The organism is Psychrobacillus sp. Z16_25, from assembly GCF_056856695.1.
On the sequence record NZ_JBXEOV010000003.1, the window covers coordinates 216,414 to 229,191 of the forward strand.

11 protein-coding genes are annotated in these 12,778 nt (G+C 39.7%); all 11 read right to left on the minus strand.

What is annotated here, in order from left to right; genetic code table 11:
- Positions 1-29 precede the first annotated feature (29 nt).
- The 11 genes from AC1VU3_RS05580 to AC1VU3_RS05630 all read right to left on the minus strand — a co-directional run bounded on the left by AC1VU3_RS05580 (position 30) and on the right by AC1VU3_RS05630 (position 12,751).
- A complete protein-coding gene (locus AC1VU3_RS05580; protein WP_480388804.1) occupies positions 30-1,046 on the minus strand; it encodes a DUF2268 domain-containing putative Zn-dependent protease in 1,017 nt (338 codons plus the stop codon).
- 480 nt (positions 1,047-1,526) lie between these two features.
- On the minus strand, positions 1,527-1,781 hold the full coding sequence (locus AC1VU3_RS05585) for a CsbA family protein (protein WP_480388805.1): 255 nt from the start codon (positions 1,779-1,781) through the stop codon (positions 1,527-1,529).
- An 8-nt stretch (positions 1,782-1,789) separates the two neighbouring features.
- Positions 1,790-2,956, minus strand: a complete 1,167-nt coding sequence (locus AC1VU3_RS05590; RefSeq protein WP_480388806.1) for a PDZ domain-containing protein — start codon at positions 2,954-2,956, stop codon at positions 1,790-1,792.
- 78 nt (positions 2,957-3,034) lie between these two features.
- Entirely contained in the window at positions 3,035-4,384 is a 1,350-nt protein-coding gene (locus AC1VU3_RS05595; protein ID WP_482982990.1) for a S41 family peptidase, read from the minus strand.
- 142 nt (positions 4,385-4,526) lie between these two features.
- Entirely contained in the window at positions 4,527-5,108 is a 582-nt protein-coding gene (locus AC1VU3_RS05600) for a redoxin domain-containing protein (RefSeq protein WP_482982991.1), read from the minus strand.
- Between the two features lie 270 nt (positions 5,109-5,378).
- Complete coding sequence (locus AC1VU3_RS05605) at positions 5,379-6,677, minus strand: murein hydrolase activator EnvC family protein (RefSeq protein WP_480388809.1); 1,299 nt, start codon at positions 6,675-6,677, stop codon at positions 5,379-5,381.
- Between the two features lie 28 nt (positions 6,678-6,705).
- The gene (gene ftsX, locus AC1VU3_RS05610) at positions 6,706-7,593 is read right to left on the minus strand and encodes a permease-like cell division protein FtsX (protein ID WP_482982992.1); all 888 of its coding nucleotides are present in this window, start codon (positions 7,591-7,593) and stop codon (positions 6,706-6,708) included.
- Entirely contained in the window at positions 7,583-8,269 is a 687-nt protein-coding gene (gene ftsE / locus AC1VU3_RS05615; RefSeq protein WP_480388811.1) for a cell division ATP-binding protein FtsE, read from the minus strand. The genes ftsX and ftsE overlap by 11 nt, the downstream gene beginning before the upstream one ends.
- Before the next feature lie 352 nt (positions 8,270-8,621).
- The gene (gene cccB / locus AC1VU3_RS05620) at positions 8,622-8,963 is read right to left on the minus strand and encodes a cytochrome c551 (protein WP_482982993.1); all 342 of its coding nucleotides are present in this window, start codon (positions 8,961-8,963) and stop codon (positions 8,622-8,624) included.
- 44 nt (positions 8,964-9,007) lie between these two features.
- Entirely contained in the window at positions 9,008-9,877 is an 870-nt protein-coding gene (locus AC1VU3_RS05625; protein ID WP_480388813.1) for a YitT family protein, read from the minus strand.
- A gap of 1,407 nt (positions 9,878-11,284) precedes the next feature.
- Positions 11,285-12,751 carry a methyl-accepting chemotaxis protein gene (locus AC1VU3_RS05630; protein WP_480388814.1) on the minus strand — a complete coding sequence of 489 codons (1,467 nt, stop codon included), beginning with the start codon at positions 12,749-12,751 and terminating at the stop codon, positions 11,285-11,287.
- Positions 12,752-12,778 lie beyond the last annotated feature (27 nt).

Below are 12,778 nucleotides of genomic sequence, written 5' to 3' on the forward strand. Positions count from 1 at the left end.
GTGCAAATTCCTTCTCTATCGTGCCCACCTTACTTTAGTAAATCTTTATACTCACTATCTTGAAGAAGGTTTTTGGAGGATAATCTTGTCCAATAAGAAATGGAAGTCTCCGGGTTATTCTCTAAATAGCTTTGAGTAATTTCAAATCCAATTTTGTAATTAGACCATAATGGAATACCTTTTGCTGAGTTCCCATCGAATAGATCTTTGTATATTTTAATAGAAGTTGAATCAGCGTTCTTCCTTATTTCATCCAAAACAATTACTTTAGATTCCTCAGATAGAGGCTCAGTCCATGGGGGAATTTTGTCAGGATAAACAATATGAGCAAAGGTATCTGCTTTCCCTTCCGAAAGGGACCGATCTAATACTGTAAAGAAAGCCATACCACCATTTGCAAGTAAGTTTATTGCATGGTGATATTCATGGGCAACCATATACTGTAACATATCTTTCTGAAAGGAAGTATCTATCTGGATGAATATATCTTGATCATTATATGTTACGCCAGCTACGCCCTCCATTTTATTTATTACAAAGTTATCTTCAGGTCTTAGTGGCATGATATATACATTTTTATCACCACCCGGTAGAAGTTCTGCAGATTTAATAAGCGCTTCCTCTATTAGCGCATTTATTTGCTCCTGGTTTTCAAGAAGTTGAATCGTATTTTGTTCGAACTGTTCGACTTCAGTAGAAAACGTAAAAGGATATTTCATAGATAATTCTAGCGAAGATTTTTCCTGCAAGGGCTTTAATACTTTTTCTACATACGCCCCTGGATTACTTTCGGATGGATTCTTTTTTACATAGTTCGTGTACGCCAGAACTTCTTCATAAAAAGGTATTATGTTAAAATTCTTTCCTTCATAAGAGAAACTAACTTCTTTTTGTGAAGGCAGTCTGCTTTCCCCCTCTATATCTCTCCCTTTCTCTTCATCAAGCGGAGGTAGTCTATTTTCATCTTCTTTATCTAATACTTTGTCATTCGAACAACTAGCCAGAAAAATCGAGGTCAAGATTATTAAACATACTATTCTCTTCACCTTACTACTCCTCTCTAAGAACCTTACGCAGCATCTTACATACGGAACAAATGAACAATAGTTTCAATTATTAGTAAAATTAACCATTTTAAACACAAAGGAAGCAGTAATTGATGAAAAATAGTTTATGTGAAATTCATTGAATAGATAGCTCATCACTCCTCTATGGTTTCATAGGACTTTATTGATGGTATCGACGGGCGGTAATACCTATGGTGCTAACTCGTTTGAAAGAGCAAAACTTTTCTAATTTATCTTTCGTTTCGTTAGAGAACTTTGTTGATGGTAGCGAAGGCGGCGACTCCTGTGGGATGAGTGAGAAAGACAAGACAGAACATCGGCACGCGGTAGCGTTCGGTGCTGGCTTGCCACTCACCCCACGGAAAGCGTCCGCCGAAAGCAGCCATCAACTATTAGTGAGCACCACGTCAAATGTGTTATAAATCCCCATAAAAAAAGAACTGCCCCAAATAGGACAGTTCATGAAGTCTCCGATTTCTTCCCTCTATTATTCATCTGAGTCGCATACCAAAAGCCAGCCGTCAACGACGCAGCATCAATCATATAAATCCACCAGCGATGCGTATACCCAGCATAAACAGATGCCGCAAACAGTGCCACCGTCAAAACAAGCGCCACATATTGATTAAACGTAATTCTAGTAAAGAGAATGACTAAAAGACCTGGTGCAAAAATAGCCAATACTAGCTGTGTCGTTAATGATAGTGTTTCCATTCAATCTCCTACCTTACTAAAATCAAACCAAGGCGATAATGATCATGTCGGAAAAGTACATGCTGACGGAGACGCAGCTCTCCATTCGTATCAATTACCTCCAGCCTACAATGAGCAGCATTGATTTGTACCGCCTCATAAAGCTCTTGTTCATTGATAACCTTTTGTCCATTCACCTTGACAATCTTCTCACCGATTCTAAGTCCCATCTTCTCTGCTGGCGAATCACTTAGGACGCCTGCAATCATCACACCATCTGACTGTGGTGAAACGGCAAATGCCCCGCTATGTTCCCTTCTGCTTTCCACAATAGCAATGATGATTCTTACCAATACCCCAATAACTAGAGCGATAACCCCAAGAATAGGATATAGATAACCGATTGCCGCAACCAATGTGACGCCAATTCCTAGCTGCCACACTAGCTTCCCATATCTAGGGAAGAAGTTAATTGCTAATGATTTACGACTGCTTTGCTGCAAGCCAATCACAAAGGGGAATAAGACAAAGGAAAACATGCTTTCCCCAATAGGGAATTGTGGCCAATAAGGCAAATATGTATGTACGATATCTCCCGGTACTACGATAAAAATCGGTAGTATCCATAGCCTCTTTGCCACATATTCCATTGCCTCTATGCCTCTTGCGGTCTTTACAAGTCTTGGAGATGCACTTTTTCCACCAAAGCGTTGGATAAGGATACCCTCTGCAATAAGCAGCAATCCTGCAAGTATTGCAAATGGAACGATAGCTTCATCTAATACTCCCTGTCCACGTACTTCCCATTCTAAGAAAGTAAAGGAGAGATCATAGAAATCCATTACCAAAAGTGTGACAAAAGTTAATCCAAAAACATAAATAGGAGAACCTAGCTGATAAACAAACAACAGCACCATGACTAGCATCCATACACTCAGAACGAACATCCAAGAGGAAGGAATGACTAATCCTACTAGTAAACTGAGAATAGATAGAATGATAGCTAATAGATAGCCTTCAAACAATCTTTTGACCTCTGTTCCTCCCCATAGCACTCTTGCTCTAAACTGTCTTCTTTCTCTCTTTACTCGGAAGTATCCGATCAATACTGAGAATAGAAGTGTTACATATAAAGCAGGATGAAGGAATACTCGGCCGATACCTCTCGCTAACTCTATCAAAATCTCCTGAACCATACGTAACCTCCTCGCTTGTTACCATCTTTTGTTCTTATTGTAACAAACGAGAAGTCTTTCCGTATAGGAATTTTACGCTTATTTATTTAAAGTGTGAATTAAATAACCAATACCCATCTGAAGCTGCTGATCATTTTCTTTTCGTTCCTTATAAGTTGTGATCGTTTTGGAGAGAGATTGGAATAACACGTCATCCATCTCTTCATTGACAGCAATTTTGCTTTCTTCTCGATATTGTTTGATAACCTCTCCGGTATTCTTATCAAAGAATCCATCCTTGCGTGCTACATTATAACCAAGAGCTCCAAGCACCTGCTGAACATATTTTACTTCTTCGCCGTAGTCGCCTTCCTTAAATTGGCCTCGGAAGAACTTCTGGTCCATCAGGTACAATTCATCCTGCTCCACCTTTACGTCTGCTTCAATCCCTTTATGATGAATCCAAGTTTGCTTAGGGGTCAGCCATTTATGCGTGGAGATTTTTAATTTCCCGCCGTTCGATAATGGATGAGTCTCCTGAACAGTACCTTTCCCAAAGCTTGTTTCTCCAATAATCATCGCACGCTTGTTATCCTTTAATGCCCCTGCAAGTACTTCACTTGCAGATGCACTTCCTCCATTTTGCAATAAAACCACTGGAAGTTTATTTAAATAAGAGACAGAATCGGTATTCGTATTTAACATCTCTAGTACCCCATCTGCATTCTGCATATAAGCAAAGGTTGCTCCCGGGTTAAGCAGGGTCCCCACCACAGAGGATACGCTAAATAGATAGCCACCTGGATTGCCACGAACATCGACTACTAATGCATCAATTCCACGATCCACTAAGGAGCGTGTCTGTTTCTCCCATTCCTCTCCCGTCTTTTCACCAAAGATAGAAATGCTCACTATACCAATCGAATGATCATCTACCTCGATTACTTCACTAGATACGGTTTGCTGGGAGATGATTTCTCGTTTTATATGTAACTCCACATGGCGATTCTCACTTGCTCGGTAAACCGTCATCTTGACTGTCGACCCTTTTTCACCGCTTAATAACTGAACAAGCTCTGACATAGTGCTCGCATTTAGCCTTTCCCCATCTATACGAACAATTTCATCTTGCGGCTTTAATCCAGCACGATAGGCGGGGGAACCTTTAATAGGCGCAACAACGATAAACTTGCCGCCTGATTGCATGATTTCTACCCCTATCCCTACTCTTTCCTCCGCTAGTGTTGCTTCCTGAACTTTTGCCTCTTCCTCTGTTAAATACGTACTATGTGGATCCTCCAATGCCTGGGCCATCCCTCGAATAGCACCCTCAACAAGAAGCTTATCATTCTTGTTAAATACAGCCTCTTTTTTAATCAAATCAAAGGCTTCATCAATAACCTGACTAGAGCTAATGGCTTCTTGTCCAGTTTTTGACGACTTGTTCATCCATAAATACCCTATGCCCAGAATGATAATAAGTAACGTAACGTATAAAAAAATCCGATTTTTGTGCAAGTTCTCCCTCCTATTTTCCACTACTATATGTGTGAGATAAGAGGTTTAATACTTGCCCCAAAAATCGAATTCTTTAATTTAGGTTATTAATATAGTCTGTCATCATCTGTTCATCAATGGGACCAACGATTTTATTCTGAATAATCCCTTCGGAATCTATTATATAGCTAGTAGGGATTGTGATGGCCTTATATAAGCTTCCTACTTCTCCATCTTCATCTAAAGGAATCGGAAAGCTTAATGCAAAATCATCGACAAATGCTTCAATTTTTTCTATGTCTAAATCATCACTTGTTAAGTTTACAGCTAAGATTTCTACATTGCTGTTAGGAGCTACATCCTCATAATAATTTTGCATATGCGGCATTTCCGCTTTACATGGCGGACACCAAGTAGCCCAGAAATTTAAAATAACATGCTTTCCTCTATAATCAGAAAGGGAAATCTCCTCGCCAGCTAACGTCGTAAGCGTGAAATCAGGTGCAGTATCACCCTTTCCCAATCCCTCGTTTGCTGGATTGGTCGCTAAATCTGTCCCCATCTGCTCTCCCTCAAATGCATCCGTTTCCTCATCAAGATTGTTTTTAACAAAGGAAATGGTTGCTATTCCAACAAGTATACCAACTAGTAAAAGTCCAATTATTTTTTTCTTCACGTTTGACCTCCGGATTACTATCTATTCATTCTATTATATGCATACTTAGGAATAGAATTCTATCTAATTACCTCTTCTATTATTAGATTATGTACAAATAAAGTCAGACTTTTCATATAAGATGTCCAGCAGCTTTGATATGGCATGATTTAGAAAGTGGAGATCCTTTATTAAGTAAATGGAAACTAAACGAACAACTCAGCAAGTTCACTGACGAAGACCCAAAAAAAAACGAGTACGGAACAATAGATTGTTCTGTACTCGTATCTTTTATAGCGGGATGTATCTTAATGGGTTGACGGAATTCTTCGTCATACCTTCCCAGTATCCAAGGTGGATTTCAAAGTGAAGATGTGGTCCTGTTGAATTACCTGTATTCCCCATGGCCGCAATATACTGACCTTTTGATACAACTTGTCCAACAGAAACACCAATCTTACTTAAGTGGGCATATAAAGAAGTAAAGGTTTGTCCGTCAATAGAATGTGTCACCATTACAACATTTCCATATGTGCTCAGTGGAGACGCGTAAGTAACTACACCATCTGCTGCAGATACCACAGGCGTGCCAATACTATTCGCAAAGTCTACCCCATAATGCATTTTTCCTTTTCCGTAGATTGGATGCATTCTATACCCGTAGCCAGAAGTAAATGTTCCTGTTGTTGGCTTTGTCCAGCTTCCTGCTGATACAGATGGAATAGCTCCACTTACATTTTCCTGGCGATCTTTTTCCGCTTGTTCTTTTCGTTTTTTCTCCTCAGCAGCTTTTCTAGCAACCTCTGCTAAGCGTTTTTGTTCAGCGACAATTTTATCTTGAACATCCTTACTTAAATTCAGGATTTCTTCGTATTCTGTTTCCATGCTTGCTTTTTCTTTCAGTAATTTAGCTTGCTCTACTTCAAGCTGATCGACTAATTCACCCTTTGAAGCCTTTTGGCTGTCTAACGAAGATTTTAGCTTTAGGAGCTTTTCTTTATTTTCTTCTTGCTCTTTCAGCTTAGTCTCTAAGCTTGCCTGTTCTTCTTCTAACTGTTCTTTATCATCAGCCTGTTCTTTTAGAATCTTTCGATCCGCATCCATCAATGTATTAACGGCAGAAAAACGGTCTATAAAATCAATAAAGCTGTTTGCCCCAAGCAATACATCTAGATAGCTTACAGAACCTCCGCTTACCTGTACTGCACGAATACGCTCTTGCAGAAGCTCATCTCGCTCTTCTATCTTTTTTTCAAGCTCCGCAATTGACTCGTTTAGTTTTTGTATTTCATCCGTTGTTAACTTAATTTCTTCTAACGCCTTCGTAATACTTTTTTCCGTATTAATAATCTCGTTATCTAGCTTTTGAATTTGAGCCATAATCTGATCAATTTTCGACTCATTCACATCAATTTGCTTCTTTGTTTCTTGAATCGTTGAATTCAGATTGTCTTTCTTTTGCTCTAAATTCTCTTTTTCTTTCTTGAGGTCGTTTAGTGAATGTGCAAGAGCACTTGGACCTGCCAATAAAAGTGCTCCCATGGTTGCTACTGCAAGCAGTCTCAACCTCCATTTTGACTGTCTTTTCAAATCCTTCTTGCTCCTTTCAGGCTGCCTTCTAAACTCTTAAGAATTTTCTTACGGACATAAAGCTACCCCATACTCCTATTAAAATACCCATCAATAGGATTAACCCGTTTACTTGATAGATAAATGGGGAAAACTCTAATAAACTAAATAAATTTCCAGAGGATAGTTTCGGTTGAATAACATTGTAAATATTATAATAAAGCACGGTAACTAGCGTAATCGGGATAATCGCCCCTAATATTCCTAGCCACATTCCTTCTAGAATGAACGGAATTCTGATAAACCAGTTCGTTGCTCCAACGAGTTTCATAATTTCTATATCTCTTCTTCTTGCTACAATGGTTATTTTAATCGTATTAGAAATTAGGAACATCGCTGTAAATAGCAGAGCTAAAATTAATACTAGCCCTACGTTTCTACTAGTATTTAAGAAAGAAAATAGTGTTTCTATTTTACCTTCTCCATACTTCACCTCATAGATATTATCTAAGCTGTCGATTTTCTTTGCTACTTGTTCCGTCTCTTGCGGATTTTCTGCTTTCACCGTATACACATTATGTAAAGGGTTACTCTGCTCATATAGTCGAAGATCGTCACCAAAGTCTAATACTAGTTTGTTTAATTCATCATCTTTAGTAGAATAATTTACCTCTAACACACCGGGAATATTTTTAATTTCATCCCCAAGGGCCGCAGTTGCTTCCTCATCAGCGGTAAGTTCTACATATACCTTTATTTCTACGTCACTCTCTAAATCATCCGCTACCTTGTTAAGGTTCATCATGATTAAGACAAATACACCAACCAACAGTAGCGTGACAGTTACGGCACTGACAGATGCAAATGTCATCCAACCATTACGACTAATACTTTTTATGCTATCTCTTAGATGTCTCCCAGCTGTTCTAGCCTTCATATCCGTATTCTCCTCCGTACTCGTCTCGAGTGATAATTCCACCCTCCACTACAATTACACGGTGTCGAATTGTGTTTACAATTTCTCTATTATGTGTTGCCATTACAATCGTAGTTCCTCGAGCATTTATTTCTTCAAATATATTCATAATCTCCCAGGAAGTCTCTGGATCGAGATTTCCCGTTGGCTCATCCGCAATTACTAGCTTTGGAGTGTTTACGATAGAGCGAGCGATTGATACACGCTGTTGCTCCCCACCTGAAAGCTCTGTTGGAAACATTCTTGCTTTATGCTTTAAACCCACCAGCTCCAGAACCTCCATCACTCGTTTTCTTATTACTTTTGGTGATTCTTCTATTACCTCCAATGCGAAGGCTACATTTTCATATACATTTAGACGGGGTAGTAATTTAAAATCTTGGAACACTACACCGATCTGTCTTCTTAAAAAAGGTACCTCTTTATTTTTTAGGGTACTTAAATCAATCCCATTAATTATTATCTTCCCAGAAGTCGGCTTTTCTTCGCGATACATCATTTTAATGAATGTCGACTTACCAGCACCGCTTGGCCCCACTACATAGACAAACTCACCTTGCTTTATTTCTATGTCTATTCCATTGGCTGCTACAATTCCATTCGGGTACTTCTTATAGACATTTTCCATTTCAATCATTTATATATCACCCAATTACTTTCTTCTTTGATAAAATACAACATGCCTATTATAACATTAGTCATCATTCTTTTTGTTACAGGAAGATTTCATTTTGTAGGTAAAAATATCCAGTATGAGTAAGAATATGTCGACTTTATTAACTAAGTACGCCATTCGACAACCTAACAAATGTACCATATATGTTAATTCTACGTGAATCTCCACTATTCCTTTCTATTCTTTATAAATTATGTCATATTATCAGAATAAAAGATATATTCAACATAACGTTTCTACCTGTAAACGAAGATGACTTTCTTTTTTCAATAAAAAAATCAGTTACCCAGCACTGAGTAACCGATTTCTATTTTTATTTCATCTCAGCAAAGTATGCAGCAACAGCCTCTGCATCTTCCCCTTCAATAATTTTACGTGGCATACGACCCTTGCCTTCTAAGATAACCTCTAGGATCTCTTCCTCGGAATATCGAGAACCCACATCATTTAATGCTGGGAAGTTTCCTTGCCCCTCAAAGTTTCCTCCATGACAAGAAACGCATTTTTGCTTTGCTACAGCTTCTCCATCCACAGATGCTGTTTCCGTGCCACTTTCAGAACCAGTGGTAGAATCATTTGTAGATTCTTCGTCTCCACCACATGCAGCAAGTAAAAGGCCCGTAGAAAATATTGCAGCTAATAATTTCTTATTCATCCCTGCAACCTCCAATTTTGAATTATTAACCTATTATACCAAGATTAATACCTTTTGAAACCTTCTCCTAATACCTCATAGGCATCTGAAACAATCACAAAAGCAGCCGGATCAATGGTTTTAATGATATGTTTCAGTTTTGTGAATTCTGTTTGATAAGCTACCACCATCAGCACTGGCCTTTCTTGATTTGTATAACCGCCAAAAGCAGGAATCTTTGTCACTCCTCGATCTATCTCTTGATAGATCGCATCTCTAATTTCCTCTTGTTTATTTGTAATAATATAAATCATTTTCGACTGGCTAAAGCCCAACTGTATAATATCAATCGTCTTGGTAGTGACATAAAGGCCAATCAATGCATACAAGGCACTTTCCACATCAAAGGCAATCGCAGCACTCAACACAATCAGACCGTCTAGTAAAAGCACACTTTTCCCGAGAGAAAGTCCTGTATACTTCGTAATAATCTGAGCAGCTAAGTCTGTTCCTCCCGTAGAACCACCGCCTCTAAACACAATGCCAAGACCTAAACCGACCGTTATACCTCCAAAAAGGGCACCTAGCAAAGGATTTGCAGTCCATGGCTCCCAGCTTGCAGTAACCAAAACAACCGCCGGTAACACTAACGTACCAACCAACGACTTCAGACCAAAACGTGCTCCTAAAAATACAATGCCCGCTATAAACAACGGAATATTAAACGCATACTGAACAATACCCGGCTCCCAGCCAAATACCCCTTTCAGTATGGTACTAATCCCACTAACTCCCCCAGAAGCTACCTGGTTGGGTAATAAAAATAAGTTAAAGCCTAAAGCAACGACAGCCGCCCCTATTATCACAAAAATATAATCCTTCACTCGCTCCACCACAGGATGTGGTTCTTTATACTTTCTTTTGTTTTGTTCCATAATAATCCTCTTTCATTTTATCTAATTAACCTGGAATAGTATATCAACAGAACGGCTATTTGTGAACTTTAGCAAGATAACGCAATGAATTAGTGAAGCGTAGAACCTCTCATTCATTACCATTCTGGAACTCCCGGCCTGGTCCTCTATAAGAGAGTAAAGGCATCCCATCTATCCCTAGCGGACATCGGCCATTCCCTTCCACCATTCTAAACGAGAGTAATTCTCGGCTATCCGAGAGTAAACCCGCCGAACGAGAGTAAACAGATCCTATCCGAGAATAAACCGAAGCCAACCGAGAGTAAGCCTCCTCCGAGTGAGAGTAAATCCCAGCCAACCGAGAATAAAGCAATCTTCCCTATCCCTAGCAGACATCGGCCATGCCCTTCCACCATTTTAAACGAGAGTAAAGCTCGGCTATCCGAGAGTAAATGCCACCTGAACGAGAGTAATCCTACCGAACGAGAGTAAACTTCTCCTATCCGAGAATAAACTTTGCCCAACCGAGAGTAAGCCTCCTCCGAGCGAGAGTAAATACCACCCGAACGAGATTAAAGGCATCCCATCTATCCCTAGCAGACATCGGCCATGCCCTTCCACCATTTTAAACGAGAGTAAAGTTAGACTATTCGAGAGTAAATTTCATCTGAACGAGAGTAAATCCGCCGAATGAGAGTAAACTGCTCCTATCCGAGAATAAACCGAAGCCAACCGAGAGTAACCTTCCTCCGAGTGAGAGTAAATCCCAGCCAACCGAGAATAAAGCAATCTTCCCTATCCTTAGCGAACATCGGCCATGCCCTTCCACCATTCTAAACGAGAGTAATTCTCGGCTATCAGAGAGTAAATGCCATCTGAACGAGAGTAAACCCGCCGAACGAGAGTAAACAGATCCTATCCGAGAATAAACCGAAGCCAACCGAGAGTAACCTTCCTCCGAGCGAGAGTAAATACCACCCGAACGAGAATAAAGGCATCTCCCCTATCCCCAGCAGACATCGGCCTTGCCCTTCCACCATTCTAAACGAGAATAAAGCTCGGCTATCCGAGAGTAAATTTCATCTGAACGAGAGTAAACCCGCCGAATGAGAGTAAACTTCTCCTATCCGAGAATAAACCGAAGCCAATCGAGAGTAACCTTCCTCCGAGTGAGAGTAAATCCCAGCCAACCGAGAATAAAGCAATCTTCCCTATCCTTAGCGGCCATCGTACATATAAAGCCATCTCCTCTATCCCTAGCGGTCCTCGACGATACCCTCCAAAACAACATGCGACCTACTCAAGAGTATTTCTATTCATCCAGCAAATTATCCATAGTTAGCTAAAAATGAACGCAGCTTAACCCTCCCGCCTGTATCTTTCATAAAAAAATCGACCAGCTGCTCACTCTACTGGTCGACTGGATTCTTATTTGTTTTGGATAGTTTGGGCCTCTATATATGTTTGATCAATATATGTGGAGATTGCCTGCTGGTCCTCTGTAATGTGAAGCAGGGTGGCATTTAGCTCCTCGACTGTAGCGGTGCTTTCTTCAATGATTGCTGCAAATTCGTTTGTGCTTACGCTGATTGCCTCACTATTTACAGCTATTTTATCTACTTTATTTAAAAATAGCGACAGCTGGTTCTGTAGTGTTTTCATGGAACGGAACAAATCTTGGAAGGATTGGTTGGACTGGTCCGCTGTTTTTACCTGGTTACGAACCTGAATGATACCTTTGTCTAGCTTCTCAAGAGCTGCCTCGTTATATTTGTTTACTTCATCGAGATTTTGATCAATTTTTTCTAGTGCTTGTGCTGTTACATTTGCTAGCTTTCTAATTTCCTCTGCAACTACTGCAAAGCCTTTGCCATGATTACCTGCTCTGGCAGCTTCAATCGAAGCATTCAAGGCAAGGAGATTCGTTTGATCGGTTATTTGCCTGATGGTGCTTGCCAAATCATTCGTGCTCTGAATCTTGTCAAAAAGCTTATGAAAGGTTTGGTGTAATTCTTCAAACGAGATGGTAAACTGATCTATCTCCTTTTTCATGTTTTCCATCGATTCCGACCCTATGGAAGCATTATTTCCTGCTGCTTCGACTTGTCCTGCAAGCTCATGCAGATTGCCTGCCATTTCTTTCACAGAATCAAAGGTCTCCTCTGTATTCTGAACAATATCCGTTACATAATCAGACTGTCGCTGTGAACCTACACTTACTTCCCCCACAGCAGTAAGCATTTGTTGCTGAGCTGCAATCGAGGAATGTGTACTAGTTCGGATTTGCTCTAAATTAGTAGTAATCGTTGCAACAGCTGCTTCCAGCTTTTCATTCAATAAGGATTCTTGCTCAGTTTTCTTAGCTGCTTCCTCCATCAGTTTTTCGACATTTGTAAAGGTTTGCTTGCTTTGACGGACCTGAAGAAAAATCCCTAACGCCATAATGAACTGGATAAAAAAGATGTTTGGCACCTTTCCTTCAAATACGCCAAACTCATCTAGGTTAACATTCATAATCATCACAATCACAGATAACGCATAGCCAAATAGGAATACCCCTTGACTGTTATGTAAGCTGCTTAAAATTAAGACAAATAACGTTAACACAATCGTCGCAATGCTCACTTCATTGAAAAAGCTCATACTTCCCGCTGTAATCGCCCCAGCCAGCACAATACCATATGGAAAAACTAGTGATACAGCCTGCGATTTTCTTGATAAAAAATACATCATAATAGAAATAAGAAAGATTATACCTATTATAATTACAATAGTTTGTGCTTCTTGAATTAAGATTTGAACTAGTAAGCCTAAGCCAGATGCCAAAGCAAACGCTAAAAACAAGATAAAATTCTTTTTCTCTAGATCTTGCTTCTTTAATTGATGAATATCCATGTTCTCCCCCATTCCCCCTGGAAATAA